This window comes from Streptococcus mitis (assembly GCF_023110375.1).
Classification (GTDB): Bacteria; Bacillota; Bacilli; order Lactobacillales; family Streptococcaceae; genus Streptococcus; species Streptococcus mitis_CI.
The window spans coordinates 121051-143562 of record NZ_JALDVV010000002.1; the positions used below are offsets into that span (position 1 = coordinate 121051).

Sequence of the window (22512 nt, forward strand, 5' to 3'; positions counted from 1 at the left end):
TACTTACTTTCTATGTTTTTTTCTTAATGTTTTACGGAAATCAAGAGCAAGTCTTAACAGAGGATAGAGAGGATGGGTGGGCATTGTAAACTCACCCAAGTATTCTTCAATCGTTGGATTAAATTTTTCCTTAAAATGGTAAAGTCCACCATTGAGAGAGTTTTCAACACCACCTAAATTTTGCCACACCATACCTCGCTCAAAAGCATAACGAGCTGTTTCATACCAAGTTAAAATTGGTGCATTATAACGTTTAAAAGCATCATCCATACCAGCATATAGATTAACAGAGGTATTACCAAATTCCAAACTCAAAGTAGCTGCTAAAGGAATGTTTGCTTTTTCTTCATTCAAATATCTCTGCAAGAAAGCTCTTTCTTCCACCAAACGCTCTTTTTTCCTTCTCTGGGCTTCTACTTTTGAAGTTCGAGTCGACTCAGTAAACGACTCTTCCAACGCTAAGTTTTTCGCTAACTGTTCTTCTAATTCTCGCAAACGCTTAGCGATATCTAGAGTAGCCAGCGTTATGTAGGCCTTATCCTTAAAATTATCTAACAATTTTTTATAATAAGCTTCATTCCTCAAATGGATATCTTTTCGCTTCTCAGTTTTTTTCATCAAAAACGAGAAAGATTCCAACAATTCATAACCACCAATCTGAATCTCTACACCCTTATTTCTAGATGATCGAATGGCTTGTTTTGTTGACTTGCAAAGTTTATCTTCTGCAAAGTTTTCCTTGTATATTTTTGCCTGAATACGAGGCTGAATAGTATCCCCCATTCCATCGGTCTTTCCTGACCACCTTACTCCCATTCTTTGCAAATTTTCAATAATAGCCATATTTTCAGGATATTCTGTTTTTTCATGCTTGATTGAACTTTGCGATAAGCAAATACTTGGGTCAAAAATCACAAAAATCGCTCTCTTGCTTCGAGCATAGGACTTAATGGATTGAAGAACAAAGTTCAGGAGTTTAGCATCCTTATAATCTAAAACAGGACCTCTTGGGATATAAAACATTCTATAGCCTAGAGGAAGAGTTTTAATCAAAATACTAGCTGTAGCCAGTAATTTATCTCCTCGGTAGGCGCCAAACTTTTCATGTTGCCAATCAGACTTAACCTCTTCCCAAGCACTACTTTGTAATACATTGACTAATTCATGTTCTTTAACAAACTGATCATATTCTAATGTGGGAATGCCAATTTGATAACGATACATCTCTTACTCTCTTTCCAACAATAATAGAATTTAACTACTATTCTACTATTTTTGTTTAGAAAGTCTAGTAAAAACATATTTTAGTTTCTATTCCATAGAAGACATGGTTATTGAAAGAGTAATACAAACTAAACTAGCTTAATCTCTCTTCTAATTTGAAATCGATTGGTAGGGTTGCTAAGAACCGTTCCAATTGTTTTTCCCAGTAGTACCATTCGTGAGTTCCAGCACTATGGCTATAGGTCACATCAAATCCCAGTTTTTTGAGATTTTTCACTGCGAGATTATTGGCTTCGTACAAGAAATCCTGCTCGCCACACCAAGCCCAAAGTTTGGTCTTTTTATCCGATTTTTTAGCCAGACTTTCAAGAGAATAAGGACTAGCTGTCCAGTCTTTAATCTCTCCAAAAACACCTCTCCAATAAGCTGGTGTTCCCAAATCTTGGCTTTCAGGAGAAAAATCTTGAAAACTAAGGGCACCTGAAAAACTAGCTGCATGAGAAAAATGATTTGTAGCAAGAGCCAGTTTGAAGCAGCCGTAGCCTCCCATGGAGAGACCAGCGATAAAGGTCTTTTCACGCTTGCTAGTCATATTAGGGAAGAAGCGTTTCAGAACCTGTGGCAATTCCTCTGCTAGAGCTGTGTAATAGTCAAAACCATATTGGGTATCGGTATACCAACCGTTGCTGGTATTGGGCATAACAACGATGAGATTGGTTCCTCGAAGTAAGCGTTCTACGTTGGTCCGCTTGAGCCAACTATTATGATTACCAGACATCCCGTGCAAGAGGTACAAGACTGGAATGTCTTTACAATCTGGTTCTTCCACTCGATTAGCATCAGGATAGAGGACATTCACTCCCCACTCCATATCCAAAACTTGTGAGTAATACTCGATTTTCATTACTGCCATAATTTTTCCTCTATTTTTCTATAAGAAAAAGCCGAAATTCGACTTTCTCTCCGTTTATTTCATCGCTTATTTTGCTTCCATGACTACTGGTAAAATAGCTGGACGACGCTTAGTTTGATCAAAGAGATACTTGGTCAGATTATCACGAACCTTCCCTTTAAGATCTGCCCAGTCAAAGTCATCTCCTTGAAGATAGTCTTCTACCGTCTGATTAATCAATTCTGAACTTTCACGGAGAATATCACGGCTCTTCTTGAGATAAACAAATCCACGCGTGTGAACACGAGCCTTGGCCACAATTTTCTTCTCACGACGGTTAACGGTGATTGCGACGATGAAAATTCCATCTTCTGACAAGACCTTACGGTCACGAAGAACCACATTACCAACATCACCAATGGCATTCCCGTCAATCAAGACATCCCCTGCCGAAACCGCGCCAGCTGGGACAAAATCGCCATTCTCATAAGCCATGCTTGTTCCCTTTTTAGGGATGAAAATGCGTTCTGGCAACATACCTACTGCCATAGCAGCCTTAGCATGAGCATCTAACTCACGGTATTCCCCTTGAATCGGGAAGAGATACTTGGGTTGCAAGAGATTGATCATCAACTGTAAATCACGCGCATTTCCATGCCCTGACACACGCAAGCTTTGAGTGATCAGTTTGACAACTCCGCCAGCTTGGTAAATCATGTTTTCCACACGTGCCATGACCGCTTCTTTGGCGATAGACGGTGTCGTTACAATATAGACTAGGTCACCGTCCTTGATTTCCACATAACGGTGGCGACCAATCGACATTTTACGAAGACCATTGATTGGCTCACCCATACGACCTGTCTCAAGGATAATCAACTCACGGTCTTCAAAACGAGACATATCTTTTGGCTTAATCAAAAGACTCTCGTTAGCTAGAGACAATTTCTTAAGGCGAATAGCAGTACGGACGATATTTTCAATATCGAATCCTGTCAAGACCACACGACGGCCTGTTGCATCCGCAGCATCAAACACCTGCTGGATACGAGAGAGGTTGCTGGCTACTGCTGCAACAATGATACGACCATCCCAGTCCGAAATGGTTTGAGTAATCTCGTCCCCAACTTCACTTTCGCTAGCCACTTGGATATTACTGTCCGCATTGGCTGAATCGCTAAGAAGAGCTAGAACTCCATCACGACCGATTTCTGCCAAACGAGCGAAGTCTGTGGCATAAGATTCACTAGCTGTCTGGTCAAATTTGAAGTCACCTGTATAAACGATACTACCCTCAGCTGTCTTCAAGACAACACCCAGACTCTCTGGGATAGAGTGGGTCGTACGGAAGAAGGACACCACTGTCCCTCCAAAATCAATCTCCGTATCCTCATCGATAACATGGAAATCATTGAATTTCTTAACTGTGTCATTTCCCTTGACAAAGAGTTTTGCCAACTCAATAGTCAGCTCAGACCCAAATACAGGTACCTTGGCTTCCGCCAAGAGATAAGGCAGAGCACCAATGGCATCCGCATGGCCGTGGGTCAAGAAGACCCCAGCGATACGGTCACTGTTTTCAAAAAGGTAGTCCATATTGGGAATGACCACATCCACCCCTAGTTGTTCATTTTCAGGGTATTTCAGACCTGCATCCAAAACGAAAATAGACCCATCGATTTCAGCGATATACATATTTTTCCCGTTTTCACGTACACCACCAAGTGTTGTTAAACTGATATTACTCATTTTTCCTCCGAAAGCTTAGTTTATCTTGATTATAGGGTTGCTTACCCTCTTATTCTAAAAGCACTACTTTTAGCCGAATCTTTTCCTACCATTATACCATTTTTTTGATGATTTTCAAAATGAAGATTTGTTTTCAAAAAAGAGCTGGTTTCCCAACTCTTTCCTATCATCTACTCTTTTTCCATTAAAAAGTCATAAATTTCTTGCACGGTACCCAGCGCCATCATTTCTTGGTCTTTGACGGTTTGTTTGAGATTTTGGTAAATCTGACTCTCAGCTATATCACGCTTTTCAGCCTCTTTATTCACTGTCATGACACCATCTTTGATGGTCACAAAGCCTAGCTCTTCAAATACTTGAATCATTTTGACCAGCAAGATTTGTTGGATATTGAGATAAGTAGCCAAATCCTTCAGTTTGTAGCGAATATCAAACTCTGGGAACTGGTAGATAGTCTTGTACAATTTTGCAAACTGCTCTCTAGTCCCATATCCCGTCAGATAGTAGGCCTTGTCAATATCATTTTTGAAATAGACCGCAGAGAAATTCTGCTTTTGAAAAATGGTCTTTAGCAGGGTCATATCCTCAGGAATTGTTTTCACAACAACCGCTTCACTAGTCACTAAATCTGGCACTTCTCCAGCAAAATCCAAGACTGGAACTCCCTCTGGCAAGGTGGCATTCTTTCCACGGATGTTAAAGAGCTGAACACCCTCCACGCGTGCATCCACCATCATCAACTGGAGGGCAGTTTGGCCATTCCATTGATTGACAGACAATTTGACTGCCAACTCTAGATTCTTGGTTTGAGCAAATTCTGTTGCCCATCTACCTTGACCGAAGGCCACCACTTCAAAACTAGCCTCACCCTTAGAAATTTTCAGCTTGAGATGGGCATTGCCTGCCCCCATGGTACGGGCACTTTCGACCTGAAAATCCTTGATATAAAAGACGGGTTTCTGGTTGTCCATTCCAAAGGGAGCTAAACGTTCAAAGTTCTTGACTGTTTCAAGACTCAAAGTCTCCAAATCCAGCTCTTCATCTAGATTTAACTTGTTCTTACCTCCAGCATCTGCGCCTTTTTCACGGACATAATCTTCCAAGACCTGAGATAAATCTGAAAGTTTCTCAACTTCCAGCGTCATACCCGCTGCACCAGCATGGCCACCAAAGGCGATAAAGAGGTCGCGATGGGGATCTAGGGCTTCAAAAATATCGACCGCTTCCACACTACGAGCACTTCCCTTGGCACGACCGTCTTCTATATTAAGAACGATGACTGTCTGTCCCAATTCTTCCAACAAACGACCAGCCACGATTCCTAGAACCCCAGGATTCCAGCCTTCCTTGGCCAAGACCTGGACCTTCTTCTCAGGGTCCACCATGGTCTTAGCTTCTTCATAGATAGACTGGACGATTTCCTTGCGCTCTTCGTTTTTCTGATGAATCATGAGGGCAATCTCATGGGCTTCCTCGTCGTCAAATCCAGTCAACAAATCAATGGCAGGATTGGGATCATCCAAGCGGCCCAAGGCATTCAAACGAGGGGCAATCTGGAAACCAACCGTTTCTTCTGTTACTTCGTTGGCGGCAATCCCAGCCATATCCAGCATTTCTTGTAAACCAATGCGCTGAGTATGTCCCAGCATTTCCAGACCATACTGAACCAAGATACGGTTCTCATCTGTCAAACTAACCATATCAGCGATGGTACCAATAGCGACCAAATCAAGCAATTCCACTTGTACTTCTTCTAAAAGGGCACAAGCCAGCTTGAAAGCAACTCCACAACCAGCCAAATATTTGAAAGGATAGTTCGCATCCGGATGTTCAGGATGGACAATAGCATAGGCATCTGGTAAGGTTTCAGGCATGGAATGGTGGTCAGTCACAATGACATCTACTCCCATAGACTGGGCTAATGCAATAGCCTCGTGACCCGCAATCCCATTATCCACCGTCACAATCAAGGAAATTCCTTCTTGCTCGATAAAATATTTGTAAACACTGGCATTAGGTCCATAACCGTCGGTAAAACGATTGGGCAGATAAACCCGGCACTCGGCACCAAGCTGTTCCAAACTTTCCTTCACAATAGAAGCCGAAGTCATACCATCCGCATCGTAGTCTCCATAGACGAGAATATTTTCCCCTTCTTCAATGGCCTGACGAATCCGTTCCACTGCCTTGTCCATATCATGGAGTAGATAAGGGTCATGCAAGTCCTCTAAAGAAGGCTCTAAAAACTTCTTCAGACTTTCTTGGTCCTGAATCCCCCTCTCAAATAATAACCGAGCCACCTCAGGACCCAGTCCAGCCTTCTTGGCTATCTTTGTAAAATCCGCATCTTCTACCTGCGGGGCAAACTGCCATTCATAAGTAGGTGTTATCAAAAAGACATCCACTCTTTCTAAGAATTCTCTTGCTTCATTATAACACGATTTAGGCTTTTTCTCTATCCAGATTGCTTTTTTATAAAATTTTAGTGAATTTTTTCAGATATGATTTGACAAGGCAATTCTTTTGGTGTAGAATCATGTTATAAAATCTAACACAAAGGAGATTCCTTATGGCTTTAGTAGAATTTGAACACGTCGAAAAATATTACGGAGACTTCCACGCACTCCGCGACATCAATCTCCGTTTTGAAAAAGGGCAAGTCGTTGTCCTCCTAGGCCCTTCTGGTTCTGGGAAGTCCACTCTTATCCGCACCATCAATGGTTTGGAGGCTGTAGACAAGGGAAGTCTTCTAGTAAATGGTCACCAAGTTGCTGGTGCCAGCCAGAAAGATTTAGTACCGCTTCGCAAGGAAGTCGGCATGGTTTTCCAACATTTCAACCTCTATCCACACAAAACAGTGTTAGAAAACATAACACTTGCGCCCATAAAAGTTCTAGGAATTGATAAAAAAGAAGCTGAAAAGACAGCCCAAAAATATCTGGAATTTGTAAATATGTGGGACAAGAAAGATTCTTATCCAGCCATGCTTTCTGGTGGACAAAAACAACGAATCGCCATCGCACGTGGACTCGCTATGCATCCGGAGCTCCTCCTCTTCGATGAACCAACATCTGCCCTTGACCCTGAAACCATAGGTGACGTTCTGGCAGTTATGCAAAAATTGGCCCACGAGGGTATGAATATGATTGTCGTTACCCATGAAATGGGCTTTGCCCGTGAAGTTGCTGACCGTATCATCTTTATGGCTGATGGAGAGGTTTTGGTTGATACGACAGATGTTGATGACTTTTTCGACAATCCAAGCGAACCTCGTGCTCAACAATTCCTCAGCAAAATTATCAACCACGAAAGTGACAAAGTCAAATAAGGAGGCGCCTATGAAAAAGAAATTCTTTTTATCCGCATTATTGATTAGCCTTTTCAGCCTTGCTGCTGCCAAACCAGTCCAAGCCGATACTAGTGTGGCAGACATTCAAAAAAGAGGCGAACTAGTTGTCGGTGCCAAACAAGACGTTCCCAATTTTGGTTACAAAGATCCCAAGACAGGGACTTATTCTGGTATCGAAACGGACCTGGCCAAGATGATTGCAGATGAACTCAAGGTCAAGATTCGCTACGTTCCTGTTACCGCTCAAACCCGCGGTCCACTACTAGACAACGAACAGGTCGACATGGATATCGCAACCTTCACCATCACAGATGAACGTAAAAAATTATACAACTTCACCAGTCCCTACTATACGGATGCTTCTGGCTTTTTGGTCAACAAATCTGCCAACATCAAAAGCATTGAGGACTTAAACGGAAAAACCATCGGAGTTGCTCAAGGTTCCATTACCCAACGCTTGATTACTGAACTGGGGAAAAAGAAAGGTCTAACCTTTAAATTCGTCGAACTTGGTTCCTACCCAGAATTGATTACTTCCCTTCACGCTCACCGTATTGATGCCTTTTCCGTTGACCGCTCTATCCTGTCTGGCTACATCAGCAAACGCACAGAACTACTAGATGATAGTTTCAAGCCATCTGACTACGGTATCGTCACCAAGAAATCAAATACTGAGCTCAGCGACTATCTTGATACCTTGGTCACTAAATGGAGCAAGGACGGCAGTCTTCAAAAACTCTATGACCGTTACAAGCTCAAACCATCTAGCTATACTGCAGATTAAGGAGGACACCCCATGACAGATTTATCATCTTGGACAGCCTATTTTCAGGATTTTGGACAATTTTTCAATGGTTTCCTCTTCACCCTTGCCCTAGCTATCGGATCCTTTATCCTAGCTATGGTCTTAGGAATCATCTTTGGAGTCCTATCAACTAGCAAACATCAAATTTTAAGAATTTTGGCTCGTATCTTTGTCGAATTTTACCAAAATACTCCCCTCTTGGTACAGTTTGTTATTGTTTTTTATGGTTTGCCTCTTATCAGTGAACACACCATCATGATTCCAATTTATTGGACAGCTGTTCTCTGCGTTGGACTTTATCACGGCGCCTATATTGCTGAGGTTATCCGTTCAGGGATTCAGTCTATTCCTAGTGGTCAGATGGAGGCCGCCTTGTCGCAAGGTTTCACCTATATCAGTGCTATGCGCTTGATTATCTTGCCTCAGGCCTTCCGTATCATTCTCCCTCCTTTGACCAACCAAATCGTTAACCTTATCAAGAATACTTCAACGGTTGCTATCATCTCTGGAGTGGACTTGATGTTTGTGACCAAGTCTTGGTCGGCTCTCAACGGAAACTATATCCCAGCCTTTTTAGGTGCTGCTCTTCTCTACTTTGCCCTATGCTTCCCTGTTGCCCAATTTGGTCGCAAGATGGAGCAAGCCAACAAAAAAGCCTATTCACTTTAGGAGGTTACTATGGAATCTATTTTAGAAGTTTTGACCCCAGATAACCTAATCTTTATCTTTAAAGGATTTGGCTTGACCCTCTATATTTCTCTGATTGCCATTGTCCACTCTACCCTTATCGGAACGGTGCTAGCCGTCATGAGAAATGGGAAAAATCCTATCTTGCGCATCATCTCCAGCATTTACATCGAGTTTGTGCGCAACGTTCCCAACCTCCTCTGGATTTTCACCATCTTTTTGGTTTTCAAAATGAAATCCACACCAGCAGGAATCACTGCCTTTACCATCTTTACATCAGCAGCCCTAGCTGAGATTATCCGAGGTGGCCTCAATGCTGTGGACAAGGGACAGTACGAAGCAGGAATGTCGCAAGGATTCACTTCAGCCCAAATCCTCTACCACATCATTCTCCCACAAGCAATTCGTAAAATGCTGCCAGCCATCATTTCTCAGTTTGTAACCGTGATTAAGGATACCAGCCTCCTCTACTCTGTTATCGCCCTACAAGAACTCTTTGGAGCTAGCCAAATTCTCATGGGCCGTTATTTCGAACCAGAGCAAGTGTTTAGCCTTTATATCCTGATTGCCCTCATCTACTTCAGCTTCAACCTAGCAATTTCGAGCCTATCTCATATGCTAGCCAAACGTTGGCAACAAGCTGCAGAATAAACAGCCACTCTCCAGTTCAATTGGAGAGTTTTTTGATGATAGCAGATATTTATAGACTTCAATTTGACACCATACTTTTTCTATGATAAAATGTAACAAATTTATTTACAACAAATCAAATCTTAATGAAATGGAATTTTCTATGAAATCAATCAAAGGACTACTCTTTATCATAGCTAGTTTTGTCTTGACTATTTGGACTTGGATGGACACTTCTCCCCAATTCATGATTCCAGGACTAGCTTTAACAAGCCTATCTCTGACTTTTATCCTATCCACTCGTCTCCCACTACTAGAAAACTGGTTTCACGGTTTGGAGAAGGTCTACACTGTCCACAAATTCACAGCCTTTCTATCCATTATCCTACTCATCTTTCATAACTTCAGTATGGGCGGTTTGTGGGGCTCTCGCTTAGCTGCTCAGTTTGGCAACCTTGCCATCTATATCTTTGCCAGTATCATCCTTGTCGCCTATTTAGGCAAATACATCCAATACGAAGCTTGGCGATGGATTCACCGTCTGGTTTATCTAGCTTATATTTTCGGACTCTTTCATGTCTACATGATGATGGGCAATCGTCTCCTTACATTTAATCTACTAAGTTTTCTTGTTGGTAGCTATGCCCTTTTAGGCTTGCTAGCTGGTTTTTATATCATTTTTCTATATCAAAAGATTGGCTTCCCCTATCTAGGGAAAATTACCAACCTCAAACGCTTGAATCACGATACTAAAGAAATTCAAATCCATCTTAGCAGACCTTTCAACTATCAATCAGGACAATTTGCCTTCCTAAAGATTTTCCAAGAAGGCTTTGAAAGTGCTCCGCATCCCTTTTCTATCTCAGGAGGTCATGGTCAAACTCTTTACTTTACTGTTAAAAATTCAGGTGACCATACCAAGAATATCTATGATAATCTTCAAGTCGGCAGCAAAGTAAGTGTAGACAGAGCTTACGGACACATGATTATAGAAGAAGGACGATAAAATCAGGTTTGGATTGCTGGAGGCATTGGAATCACCCCCTTCATTTCTTACATCCGTGAACATCCTATCTTAGATAAACAGGTTCACTTCCACTATAGCTTCCGTGGAGAGGAAAATGCAGTTTATCTAGATTTGCTTCGTGACTATGCTCAGAAAAATCCTAATTTTGAACTCCATCTAGTAGACAGTACGAAAGACGGCTATCTTAATTTTGAGCAAGAAGAAGTACCCGAACATGTAAGCGTCTATATGTGTGGTCCTCTTTCTATGACGAAGTCACTTGCCAAACAGATTAAGAAACAAAATCCAAAAGCAGAGCTTATTTACGAAGGATTCAAGTTTAAATAACCACTCATACTCTCCTGGAATTTCCCAGGAGTTTTTTCTACGCAATCTCAAAAAACACTGCCAGATTTCTCTAGCAGTGTTTTGAGTTTTATTTATCTTAGTAGACTGTTTTTTCAGTTTCTACATCAAAGAAGTGTGCTTTGTTCAAGTCAAATCCAAGTTCAACTGTTGCACCAGCTTGCAAGTAGTCACGTGCGTCAACCTTAGCAACGAATTCATCTTTACCAACTTGGCAGTATAGGTGAGATTCTGAACCAAGCAATTCTGATACAGAGATAGTTGCTTTCACAACTGATTCTGGGAATGTTTCAAGGAAAGCAGGTTCTGCATTCACGTCTTCTGGACGGATACCGAAGATCAATTCTTTACCTTCGTAACCTTTATCGCGAAGAACTTTCAAAGCACCTTCTGGAACTTTCAAATTAAAGGCGTCACCAACGATGTGGTCACCGATCAATTTTACGTTGATGAAGTTCATAGCTGGGCTTCCGATGAATCCTGCTACGAATTTGTTAACTGGGTTTTTGTAAACTTCTTGAGGAGTACCGATTTGTTCAACACGTCCGATAGTACCAGTGCCAGCAGGGTTTTTAGTAGCTGACATGATAACGATACGGTCTGCAAGTGTCATCGCTTCTGTTTGGTCGTGAGTTACGTAGATAGTTGTAGCTCCGATACGACGGTGGATTTTCGCAATTTCAGCACGCATAGATACACGAAGTTTTGCATCCAAGTTTGACAAAGGTTCGTCCATCAAGAACACTTTTGCATCACGGACGATGGCACGACCCATGGCAACACGTTGACGTTGACCACCTGAAAGGTCAGCTGGTTTACGATCCAAGAATTCTTTCAAACCAAGGATTGCTGCTGCTTCTTGCACACGTTTCTCGATGTCTTCCTTGCTGTATTTACGCAATTTCAAACCGAAAGCCATGTTATCATAAACAGTCATGTGTGGGTAAAGAGCGTAGTTTTGGAATACCATGGCGATGTCACGGTCTTTTGGAGCTACGTCGTTGACAACCACGCCATCGATAGATGCAGTACCTTCTGTGATGTCTTCAAGACCAGCAATCATACGAAGAGTTGTTGATTTACCACATCCTGAAGGACCTACGAAAACGATAAATTCTTTGTCTTTGATGTCCAAGTTGAAGTCTTCAACTGAGTAGTGTTCGCTGTTTGGATATTTTTTGTAAATGTTTTTAAGATTCAATTCTACCATGAGGTGAACTCCTTTTGTCTTTTGATAGTTTTATTATAGATGAAAACGCTTTACATTTCTATGGCAAGGTGACCAAAAAAATAAAAAAGTTCTGTGCAACTTGCACAAAACTTTAGAGAATATCTGGTAAAATCAACTGATAACACAAGGTGAGGTCCGTCAACTCCTTCAACTGAAGCCCTGTCAACTCTTCCCATTTATCAATCTTGTATTGGAGAGAATTGCGGTGCAGATAGAGTTGCTGGGCTGTTTTAGTGAGAACAGCACTATTTTCCCAAAGAGAGAGAATGATTTCCTGAATCTGATCTTGATCTAAAATCATCTGGTGTAGACATTCCTTGATTGCCTTCAAGTCCACGAGTCTTTCTCCCATACTCCAAAGATAGAGCTGAGAAAAAGTATGAACACCTTGATGACCCTGACGCCACCAAGTCTTGAACAAATCGCGCTCAGCATTGATTAAGTCTGATAGGGCTTGATGGCCTGTCTGAGACCAAACCTGGCCCAACATGATTGACAGACGAAGGCCAAAGTCATACTCAACCGCTTCAATCGTATCACTTAAAATAGCTCGTACAGAGGTGTATTTATCTTGTTGAAGTATGAAAACATAATCCTGAGCTCCGACCTGTAACACTGTCTGACAGTTAGGAAAAAGAGTCCGCATCATATCCAGCCAAGAAGCTAGATTTTCCTGCTGAAAATAGGAAAGATGGCAATAAACCAACTGAATCTTTTTAAAAGCTTGTGGTGTCTGTCCCTTGCCCTCAATCAGAAAAGAATACCAAGGATTGAGCGAACGAGCCTGCTCCTGCTGGGTCAAAAGAGAAATCAACTGCTTCTCACGCTCGCTGAGTCCAGCTTCCTCCAGCAAAATCCACTGCTGAGAAGCTAAAGGGAGAGTGAGATAGCCCTCTTTCTCTACTGGTTGGTCCGAAATCTGAGCTTCAGGAAACCAGTCTTGTAGTTCTTTTGCCATCATGTCCTAGCCCTCCACTTTTTGGATGCACCACGAAATCAAGCTCTCAAGACGTTCCAGATTTTCAGTCATATGGAGATAACCCATGACTGCTTCAAAACCTGTGGACATACGGTAGGTCACCACATCGGCATTTTTAGCCTTTGTGTGACTATTGGTATTGCGACCACGTTTGTAGATTTCTTCTTCTTTTTCCGTCAGGACTTGCTCCTCTAACATAAGGGAAATCAGGCGAGCCTGAGCTTTGGCTGAGACATACTTGGTCGCTTCTTGATGGAGTTTATTGGGTTTGGTCATACCTTTTAGAATGAGGTGACGACGAATATACATAGAATACACCGCGTCCCCCTCAAAAGCTAACGCAATCCCGTTAATGAGATTGACATCAATCACGTGTCCACCTCACTCCATCTTTGGTGTCAAGGAGCTTAATCCCTTGAGCAGCCAATTGGTCACGGATCTGGTCCGCTGTCGCAAAGTCACGATTGGCACGCGCTTCTTGGCGTTTTTGAATCAAGGATTCGATCTCAGCGTCCAAAACTTCCTCAACAAAGACAATTCCAAAGACTTCCAACATATCCGCAAGAGCTTGCTTGACACTTTCGTCATAGTTGCCGGAATTGATCCATTTGGCCATTTCAAAAACAACTGTGATACCGTTGGCAGCGTTAAAATCTTCATCCATAGCCGCCACAAACTTATCTTTAAAGGCTTGTAACTCTTTGACATCCACTTTTCCTGTAAATGGTTGCTCATAAGTGTTCTTTAGATACTTGAGATTAGTCTCTGCATCCCGCACTGCCTTTTCCGTAAAGTTGATGGGCTTGCGGTAGTGTTGAGTCGCAAAGAAGAAACGAAGCACTTGCCCATCGAGGGTTTTGAGGGCATCATGGACAGTGATAAAGTTCCCCAAAGATTTGGACATCTTGACATTGTCGATATTGACAAAGCCATTGTGCATCCAGTAGTTGGCAAAAGTCTTGCCTGTTTTAGCTTCAGACTGAGCAATTTCATTGGTGTGGTGAGGAAACTCAAGGTCCGCTCCACCACCGTGGATATCAATAGTATCGCCCAAAATTTCTGTCGACATGACCGAACACTCAATATGCCAGCCCGGACGACCAGGTCCCCAAGGACTGTCCCAAGAAATCTCGCCTGATTTGGCAGATTTCCAGAGGGCAAAGTCTACAGGATTTTCCTTACGAGCTGTTTCTTCATCGGTACGACCTGAAGCACCCAGCTCCAAATCTTCCAAGGTTTTATTAGCCAATTTGGCATAGTTGTGAGATTTTTCCACACGGAAATAGACATCTCCTTGACTCTCGTAGGCAAAGCCTTTTTCAATCAAATCTTCCACAAAGCGGATGATGTCAGCCATAAACTCCACCACACGCGGATGGCGGGTCGCAGGTTTGACGCCCAAGGCTGTCACATCCTCACGAAAGGCAGCGATGTACTTGTCCGCAACCTCCTGAGGCGTGATGCCTTCTTCCTTGGCACGGTTGATAATCTTATCATCCACATCCGTGAAATTAGAAATATAGGCAACTTCGTACCCACGATACTCAAAGTAACGTCGAATCGTATCAAAAGCTACCGTCGAACGGGCATTCCCTACGTGGATATAGTTATACACGGTTGGCCCACAAACATACATCTTGACCTTGCCGTCCTCAATCGGGACAAATTCTCGCAAATCACGAGACATAGTGTCATAGATTTTAATCATAAATCATAGTTAGGAAAGCTAAAATCCAAGAACAATTAGTTTCATCACTAAGAGTTCAATTGAATTTCAGTCCGAATCTCTCTACACTTCGGAATCCCTTGCTCCTTTCTCATTCAGATAAACCACCTGGGTCTGTTTGACAAAGCCAATTTTTTCATACAAGCGCTTGGCACCTACATTGCTGTCCTCTACTGCAATCTGAAATTCCTTGTCATTTTGCTCAATTAGTTGGTTGACAAGGGATTTTGCTAAGTAGCTTCCATAGCCTTTCCCACGTTCAGGTTCAGATATTGCTAACCCGTAGAAGTAATTCGTATTAGTCGATAAATCTACCGTGCAAGTTCCAATAACCTGACCGTCTTTTAACAAAATATATAAGCGACTTTCTGGATCCTTCAGAGCTTCAGCGACATATCTATCCACAATCTCTCTAGACTCATGTTCCTCTGAAAATGCCTGAAATTTTAACTGACTAATTTGATCCTGATACGAACTATCTGCTAACAAAACTTCAAGATTGGAAACAGTTGCTAACGGATAAGGTTTTCTATCCTTACCTAACCAAGTTTCTGTCTCTTCATCCTCTACCAATTCCCAGTTGCTAACAAAATCAGGATGGCGGTCTAGAAAAACACGCTCTGTCTGAAAAGTAACTGAACGAATAGGGAAAGAAGCCGTTTCTTTCTCAAAACTAGTAAGTAATGCACGCGCAATCCCCTGACGGCGATGAGCTGGATGAACCAGTATCGTCACTTCCACATCTTGATCATCTGCATAGACAGTTAATAAACCAACAAGTTCGCCTTTTTCATAATAAAGGAAAAAGGCGGGCATGTTTGGGTCAAAATTAAGCATGTTAGATAGATAGGGATCACGATAGGTACCGTCATAGTTTTGGCAACAGTTAATTAGTTTTTTCGCCTCAGATAGCTCCTCTTGGCTTAACTTATTTTTGGCTTGAATCATATCGGTATCCTCTACAACCCAGACGATCTGTGACTGGCTTCTTTAGCCTGCTCTAGTTTATTGACGTAATACTCTCGTTTTTCTTCGACTTCGTGAATGACCGGCTCATCCTTTTTACCATGTACACGGACAATCTTAGCAGGAATACCGACAACCGTCACATCACTAGGTACGTCTGCTACAACAACTGCTGCAGCACCGACCTTGGCATTTTCACCGATTTCTACTGGTCCGATAACTTGGGCATGGGCTGATATGAGTGCTCCCTTTCGAACGGTCGGATGGCGTTTGCCAACATCCTTACCAGTCCCACCAAGAGTCACTCCGTGATAAAGGAGAACACCTTTTTCAACGATCGCTGTTTCCCCAATCACCAGACCAGAGCCGTGGTCGATAAAGACACCTGAATCAATCTGTGCGCCTGGATGAATCTCAATCTGAGTCCAAAAGCGCCAAAACTGACTGTGCATACGAGCCAGGAGTTTGAAGCCATGCTTCCAGAGAAAATGCGAGAGACGGTGGGCCGCCAAGGCCTTGACACCTGGATAAGTCAGCAAAACCTCCAAAGTGGTGCGGGCCGCTGGATCATTTTCTTTTACGATATCAATGGTTTCGCGCCACCATCCCATACATTTCTCCTTTTCTTATTCTGAATCTTTTGGTGTTTCTGTAAATTCTTTCTTAGGTTTGTGGTCCTTGTTATGACGTGGGCGGTGAGGTCTCTCAGACTTTTCGCCTTTTTCATCACGTTCAGGTTTTGGAGGACGAGGAAGAAGGGCTTTCATAGAAGCATCCACACGTCCTTTTTCATCAATCTTGATAATCTTAACATCAACTTCATCACCGATTGCTACCAAGTCTTCGACATTATTGGTACGCGTCCAAGCCATCTCAGAGATATGAACAAGGGCATCTGTCTTATCAAAGAGATTGACAAAGGCACCAAATTTCTCGATACGAACAACCTTAGCACGGTAAACTTCGTCCACTTTGGCTTCACGAACTAAACCAGCAATGATTTCTTTGGCACGGTTAATAGCATCTTGGTCGCTAGAGTAAATAGACACATTTCCTTCTTCGTCGATATCAATCTTAACGCCTGTTTCGGCGATAATCTTGTCGATGGTTTCTCCACCCTTACCGATGACAATCTTAATCTTGTCCACATCAATCTTGATGGTATCAATTTTCGGAGCAGTTGGAGCCAATTCTGGACGAACTTCTGGAATGGTTGCTTCAATCACATCAAGGATTTCAAAACGCGCTTTCTTGGCTTGAGCAAGTGCTTCAGTCAAGATTTCTGCAGTGATTCCTTGAATCTTGATATCCATTTGAAGGGCTGTAATCCCGTCACGAGTACCTGCAACCTTAAAGTCCATATCTCCAAAGTGGTCTTCCAAACCTTGGATATCTGTCAAGACTGTATAGTTGTTTCCATCTGAGATGAGACCCATGGCAATCCCTGCTACTGGCGCCTTGATTGGCACACCACCAGCCATAAGGGCAAGAGTTCCCGCACAGATAGAAGCTTGAGATGAAGAACCATTTGATTCCAAGACCTCAGCTACCAAGCGGATAGCATATGGGAATTCTTCCAAACTTGGCAAGACTTGAGCAAGTGCACGCTCACCAAGAGCACCGTGACCGATTTCACGACGACCTGGCGCACCGTAACGACCAGTTTCCCCAACAGAGTATTGTGGGAAGTTATAGTGGTGCATAAAGCGTTTCTTGTACTCTGGATCCAAACCATCAATGATTTGAGTTTCACCCATCGGAGCCAAGGTCAAGACTGAAAGAGCCTGAGTTTGTCCACGAGTGAAGAGACCTGAACCGTGCACACGAGGAAGGAAGTCAACAACCGCATCCAAAGGACGGATTTCATCAACCTTACGACCGTCAGGACGTACCTTGTCTTCTGTGATCAAACGACGCACTTCTGCGTGTTCCATTTGTTCCAAGATTTCAGCCACATCACGCATGATACGATCAAATTCTTCGTGGTCTGCATATTTTTCTTCATACACAACAGTAACTTGGTCCTTAACTGCTTGAGTTGCAGCTTCACGAGCCAATTTTTCTTCAACTTGAACCGCTTTTTGGAGGTCGCTGTTGTAGGCTGCGATGATTTCAGCTTGCAATTCAGCGTCCACATGAAGCAATTCTACTTCTGCTTTTTCCTTACCAACTGCTGCAACGATTTCTTCTTGGAAGGCAATCAATTCTTTGACTGCTTCGTGCCCTTTAAGGAGAGCTTCCAACATGATTTCTTCTGACAATTCTTTAGCACCAGACTCTACCATGTTGATGGCGTGTTTGGTACCAGCTACTGTCAATTCAAGGAGCGATTGCTCTGCTTGTTCTTGCGTAGGGTTGATGATGATTTGGCCATCTACATATCCCACTTGTACCCCAGCAATTGGTCCGTCAAATGGAATATCTGAAATAGAAAGCGCCAAGGATGAACCAAACATAGCTGCCATTGGTGCTGAGGCATTTTCATCATAAGAAAGAACTGTGTTGATGACTTGTACTTCATTACGGAAACCTTCCGCAAACATAGGACGGATTGGACGGTCAATCAAACGCGCTGTCAATGTCGCATCCGTTGAAGGACGCCCTTCACGTTTCATAAAGCCACCAGGAAACTTCCCAGCCGCATACATTTTTTCTTCATAGTTGACTTGAAGTGGGAAGAAATCCCCAGTTGCCATCTTCTTAGACATAACGGCAGCAGTCAAGACAGTTGACTCACCATAACGTACAACAACAGAGCCATTTGCTTGCTTAGCAACCTGACCAGTCTCTACAATTAACTCACGACCCGCAAAAGTCGTTTGAAACACTTGTTTTGTCATTTTAATCCCCTTTGGATTGATGAAATTATACGCCTTGCCTACAAAGATCAAGATACCAAGGACGTCAAAAGCAAAGTAAAAATAGGAAACTGACGAAGTCTTCGATGAAGACAAGACAGTTTATCTTTTTTACACAGCTTTTCGGCCGGGTTCAATTACACAAGATAGCATTCGATTGACGCAGTGTACCATGTACACCAGGAAATCTATCTTTTTCACTAGGGATTTAGCCCGGGTTCAATTACTCAAGATACTAAGCCGTCAAACAACTCAAAGGAAAATAGGAAACCGAACGACGGATCGACCGCTCCTAGGCAGATTTATCTTTTTCCACAGAGTTGTAGGCGTGTTCAATTACTCAAGATACAAATCATTAGAAAGGTTTGATGCTAAAGCATCTAATCCTTTCACGCTAATCGCTATCAGGCGATTAGCTAAATGCTTTACTAACTCTCTCGTCAAATAACATCGATTTGACTCGTTCGTGTCGCTCTTTCCTACCGTTAGTCATCAGAAAGGTTTGATGCTAAAACATCTAAGACTCTCAGTTTAAATGCATTATTTTTTTAATACCCTCATCTTTGTATCAAGTACGTACAGAGTCTATTTTATCATATTTTTCTTAAAAAGTGCGGTCTTTACCATTAAAAAGGAACCATTCCCCTCACCTGAGAAGAATGGTTTGCTTTTTATTATCCGAGAGACTGATGATTAAACAAGGCATGAGTTGCTTGGTGGATGTATTTTGCTGTTTCAGCATTGTTCATAGTGTAGAGATGCACACCGGCAACATCCTGAGTTACCAAGTCCACGATTTGGTCCACTGCATAGGCAAGTCCTGCTGCTCTGAGCGACTCAGGGTCATGCTCATACTTGTCTAAGATGGCTTTAAATTTGCGTGGAAGATGGATATTTTCACAAGTCTTCAAGAGGCGGAGAGCCTGATTTCGATTCAGAATTGGCATAATCCCTGCATGAATAGGAACATCAATCCCAGCCAAGATACACTTGTCCTGAAAATCATAGAAGCGCTCATTGTCAAAGAAAAGCTGGGTTACTAGGCTCGAACAACCTGCATCTACTTTCTTCTTGAGATTTTGGATATCTGAAATCTGATTTGGCGAATCTGGATGCCCTTCTGGATAGCAAGCTCCGATAATATCAAAGTGAGGAGCTTGTTCCTTGATGAACTCAATCAAGTCAGTTGCATAACGGAAATCCTTTTGAGGTTCCACATCAGGAATAATATCCCCACGAAGAGCCAAGATTTTCTGCACCCCAACCTTATCCAAGTCAGCAATAGTTTCAGCCACCTTGTCCTTAGTTAAATAGATGGCTGGCAAGTGGGCAATAGTCGGAATCGCCAAGTCATTTTGGATAAAGTCAGCCAAACGAACCGTCGTTTCCTTGATATTAAATTTATTATTGCTGGCAGTTACACTGATAAAGTGGGGAGCCAACTCCTGCATATCTTGAAGAGCAGAAATAATGTTATCATTACCCACGGCTGGGTTGGGAGGGAACACTTCAAATGAGAGTGACGGTGTTTGGCGTGACATAGTCATTATCCTTTTCTAGTTGATTTTTTCGTTAGCTGGATTCCTAGAATCCAAGTGAAACAGGCAGATTGACCAAACAGTGCTTCTAGAGAAATCCTTATCTTACAATTTCTCACGCGCAGCTTTAGCTGCTTCAACAAGGCGGATCAAGCTTTCTTTTGTTTCTGGAATACCACGTGTTTTCAAACCACAGTCTGGGTTGATCCAAACTTTCTTGCTTGGCACTTTAGCAAGGATAGCTTCGATTGTATTGTCGATTTCGCCTTCATTTGGCACACGAGGTGAGTGGATATCGTAAACCCCAGGTCCCACTTCTGTTTGGAAGTTTTTCGCTTTGAGTTCGTCCAAGATTTCAAGGTTTGAACGGCTAGCTTCAAATGAGATAACGTCTGCATCCATGTTGTCGATAGCTGGGATGATATCTGTAAATTCTGAGTAACACATGTGAGTGTGGATTTGTGTGTCTGGCGCTACTGTTGAGTGTACCAAGCGGAAGGCAGGAATTGCCCAGTCAAGGTAGTCTTCGTACCAGTCGCTACGACGAAGTGGCAATTTCTCACGAAGAGCAGCCTCGTCGATTTGGATGATTTTCACGCCAGCAGCTTCAAGGTCAAGAACTTCATCCTTGATAGCAAGAGCGATTTGAAGAGTAGAATCCTTGATAGAGATGTCTTCACGTGGGAATGACCAGTTGAGAATAGTTACTGGTCCAGTCAACATTCCTTTAACAGGTTTGTTTGTACGGCTTTGTGCATAGCTAGACCATTTAACAGTGATAGGGTTGAGACGAGTGACATCACCCCAGATGATTGGTGGTTTTACCCCACGCATACCGTATGATTGTACCCAACCATTTTTAGAGAAGAGGTAACCTGACAAGTTTTGACCGAAGTACTCAACCATGTCATTACGCTCAAATTCACCGTGAACAAGGACATCAAAGTCGATATCTTCTTGCCATTTGATCCATTCGTCAATTGTTTCAGCAAGGAAAGCATCGTACTCTTCTTGAGACAATTCACCTTTACGGTAAGCCAAACGTTTCGCACGAACTTCTTTTGTTTGAGGGAATGAACCAATCGTTGTTGTTGGAAGAGCTGGAAGTTTGAAAGCTTCTTCTTGGATAGCTTCACGTTCTGCAAAGGCTGGCAAACGAGTGTAGTCTGCGTCTGTCAAGCCAGCGATACGCGCACGAAGTTCAGCATTTTCACCCACACGCTCAGTCGCAAAGAGTTCTTTGTTAGCTGCAAGTGCTTCTTCACCTTGGCCATTGCGGATAGCATCCAAATCACGAATCTCATCCAATTTTTCAACTGCAAAGGCAAAGTGGTTCAAGATTGCTGGTTCAAATTCTTCATTAGCAGTTGTAAATGGCACATGAAGAAGTGAGCATGAGCTTGTCAAGACAATGTTTTCAGCTGGAATTTGCTCAAGAACAGCCAAACTCTTTTCGTAGTTGTTGCGCCAGATGTTTTTACCATTGACAATACCTGCATAAAGAGTCTTGTCAGCTGGGAAGCCACCTTTAACCAATTCAAGAGTTTTCTTACCTTCAACGAAATCAAGACCGATAGCATCTACTGGCAATTTCACAAGGTCAGCGTAAACGTCACGAACGTCACCGAAGTAAGTTTGAAGCAAGACTTCAAGACCTTTTTTGTCAGCCAAAAGTTTATTGTAAAGGTTCAAGAAGAGAGCTTTTTCTTCAGCTGTCAAGTCTTTTACAAGAGCCGCTTCATCCAATTGGATGCGAGTTGCACCAAGTTCAGCCAATTTTGCAAAAACTTCTTGGTAAGCAGCCACTAAGCTGTCTACGAAGTCTTCTGCTTTCACACCTTCTTCAAAGTCTGACAATTGAAGGAAAGTGAATGGACCTACAAGAACTGGACGAGTGTTCAATCCAAGTTCTTTTGCTTCTTGGAACTCATCGAAGATCTTGTGACCTGCAAGTTTGACTTGAGTGTCTTTTTCAAACTTAGGAACGATGTAGTGGTAGTTGGTGTTGAACCATTTCTTCATTGGAAGGGCGCGAACGTCCCCTTTTTCTCCTTGGTAACCACGACCCAAAGCGAAGTAGCGCTCAAGGTCAGACAAGTCCAAGTTTTGAACTGAAGCAGGTACCACATTGAAAAGGAAAGCTGCATCTAGGAAGTTGTCATAGTGAGAGAAGTCATTTGATGGAATTTCAGTGATGCCTTTTTCTTTGACAATGTTCCAGTGTTTAGCACGCAAGTCTTTTGCTGCTGCCAAGAGTTCTTCTTCTGAGATTTCTTTTCTAAAGTATTTTTCAGTTGTAAATTTTAATTCGCGGAATTCTCCCAAACGAGGGAAACCGATGATTGTAGTTGACATGATGTGTCCTCCAAAATTTGTTGTTGAAACTATCTTAACAGAAAAGAAATCATCTGTATAATTGTAAAAAATTAGGCTTTGATATAGTTTGAAACTATACCTCTGTTTTGGACAAAAGAAACAGACTTGAGACAAATGCCTCAAATCCTTT

The 22512-nt window shown here is 42.5% G+C and carries 17 protein-coding genes and 1 pseudogene; 5 read left to right on the forward strand and 13 right to left on the reverse strand.

Translation table 11 applies throughout. From position 1 onward, the window contains the following. Nucleotides 1-3 precede the first annotated feature (3 nt). From M1G12_RS02745 to recJ, 4 genes are all read right to left on the reverse strand, one after another. A complete protein-coding gene (locus M1G12_RS02745) occupies nucleotides 4-1224 on the reverse strand; it encodes a peptidoglycan bridge formation alanyltransferase MurM (protein ID WP_247949380.1) in 1221 nt (406 codons plus the stop codon). Between the two features lie 133 nt (nucleotides 1225-1357). Further along, complete coding sequence (locus M1G12_RS02750; RefSeq protein ID WP_247949381.1) at nucleotides 1358-2137, reverse strand: alpha/beta hydrolase; 780 nt, start codon at nucleotides 2135-2137, stop codon at nucleotides 1358-1360. Nucleotides 2138-2203: 66 nt separating this feature from the next. Next, nucleotides 2204-3865, reverse strand: coding sequence for a ribonuclease J (locus M1G12_RS02755; protein ID WP_084950967.1), 1662 nt, complete (start codon nucleotides 3863-3865; stop codon nucleotides 2204-2206). Nucleotides 3866-4035: 170 nt separating this feature from the next. Next, complete coding sequence (gene recJ / locus M1G12_RS02760; protein ID WP_247949382.1) at nucleotides 4036-6258, reverse strand: single-stranded-DNA-specific exonuclease RecJ; 2223 nt, start codon at nucleotides 6256-6258, stop codon at nucleotides 4036-4038. Between the two features lie 176 nt (nucleotides 6259-6434). On the opposite strand from recJ, the gene M1G12_RS02765 reads away from it, so the two are divergent. The 5 genes and pseudogenes from M1G12_RS02765 to M1G12_RS02785 all read left to right on the forward strand — a co-directional run bounded on the left by M1G12_RS02765 (nucleotide 6435) and on the right by M1G12_RS02785 (nucleotide 10690). Next, complete coding sequence (locus M1G12_RS02765) at nucleotides 6435-7193, forward strand: amino acid ABC transporter ATP-binding protein (protein WP_247949383.1); 759 nt, start codon at nucleotides 6435-6437, stop codon at nucleotides 7191-7193. A 10-nt stretch (nucleotides 7194-7203) separates the two neighbouring features. Beyond that, nucleotides 7204-7998 (forward strand): transporter substrate-binding domain-containing protein, encoded by a 795-nt coding sequence (locus M1G12_RS02770; protein ID WP_247949384.1) that lies wholly within the window; start codon nucleotides 7204-7206, stop codon nucleotides 7996-7998. A gap of 12 nt (nucleotides 7999-8010) precedes the next feature. Continuing rightward, nucleotides 8011-8688 (forward strand): amino acid ABC transporter permease, encoded by a 678-nt coding sequence (locus M1G12_RS02775; protein ID WP_000131152.1) that lies wholly within the window; start codon nucleotides 8011-8013, stop codon nucleotides 8686-8688. Between the two features lie 9 nt (nucleotides 8689-8697). Continuing rightward, a complete protein-coding gene (locus tag M1G12_RS02780) occupies nucleotides 8698-9357 on the forward strand; it encodes an amino acid ABC transporter permease (RefSeq protein ID WP_084953220.1) in 660 nt (219 codons plus the stop codon). Between the two features lie 142 nt (nucleotides 9358-9499). Continuing rightward, nucleotides 9500-10690: pseudogene (locus M1G12_RS02785) on the forward strand (ferredoxin reductase family protein). 97 nt (nucleotides 10691-10787) lie between these two features. Here M1G12_RS02785 and M1G12_RS02790 read toward each other — a convergent pair. From M1G12_RS02790 to metE, 9 genes are all read right to left on the reverse strand, one after another. Continuing rightward, nucleotides 10788-11918: an ABC transporter ATP-binding protein gene (locus M1G12_RS02790; RefSeq protein WP_084864649.1), complete on the reverse strand. Its 1131-nt coding sequence runs from the start codon at nucleotides 11916-11918 to the stop codon at nucleotides 10788-10790. Between the two features lie 112 nt (nucleotides 11919-12030). Further along, nucleotides 12031-12900 carry a helix-turn-helix domain-containing protein gene (locus M1G12_RS02795; protein WP_084953222.1) on the reverse strand — a complete coding sequence of 290 codons (870 nt, stop codon included), beginning with the start codon at nucleotides 12898-12900 and terminating at the stop codon, nucleotides 12031-12033. Nucleotides 12901-12903: 3 nt separating this feature from the next. Beyond that, nucleotides 12904-13290: a Mini-ribonuclease 3 gene (locus M1G12_RS02800; protein WP_000567927.1), complete on the reverse strand. Its 387-nt coding sequence runs from the start codon at nucleotides 13288-13290 to the stop codon at nucleotides 12904-12906. Further along, nucleotides 13283-14626 (reverse strand): cysteine--tRNA ligase, encoded by a 1344-nt coding sequence (cysS, locus tag M1G12_RS02805; RefSeq protein ID WP_084953266.1) that lies wholly within the window; start codon nucleotides 14624-14626, stop codon nucleotides 13283-13285. The genes M1G12_RS02800 and cysS overlap by 8 nt, the downstream gene beginning before the upstream one ends. 81 nt (nucleotides 14627-14707) lie before the next feature. Continuing rightward, entirely contained in the window at nucleotides 14708-15592 is an 885-nt protein-coding gene (locus M1G12_RS02810; protein WP_247949385.1) for a GNAT family N-acetyltransferase, read from the reverse strand. Nucleotides 15593-15603: 11 nt separating this feature from the next. Next, nucleotides 15604-16221 carry a serine O-acetyltransferase gene (cysE, locus tag M1G12_RS02815; protein ID WP_000539979.1) on the reverse strand — a complete coding sequence of 206 codons (618 nt, stop codon included), beginning with the start codon at nucleotides 16219-16221 and terminating at the stop codon, nucleotides 15604-15606. Between the two features lie 15 nt (nucleotides 16222-16236). Continuing rightward, nucleotides 16237-18450: a polyribonucleotide nucleotidyltransferase gene (gene pnp / locus M1G12_RS02820; protein ID WP_000166429.1), complete on the reverse strand. Its 2214-nt coding sequence runs from the start codon at nucleotides 18448-18450 to the stop codon at nucleotides 16237-16239. Between the two features lie 692 nt (nucleotides 18451-19142). After that, nucleotides 19143-20009 (reverse strand): methylenetetrahydrofolate reductase [NAD(P)H], encoded by an 867-nt coding sequence (gene metF, locus M1G12_RS02825; RefSeq protein WP_049524662.1) that lies wholly within the window; start codon nucleotides 20007-20009, stop codon nucleotides 19143-19145. Nucleotides 20010-20111: 102 nt separating this feature from the next. Then, nucleotides 20112-22361: a 5-methyltetrahydropteroyltriglutamate--homocysteine S-methyltransferase gene (gene metE / locus M1G12_RS02830; protein WP_049511043.1), complete on the reverse strand. Its 2250-nt coding sequence runs from the start codon at nucleotides 22359-22361 to the stop codon at nucleotides 20112-20114. Between the last annotated feature and the right edge of the window lie 151 nt (nucleotides 22362-22512).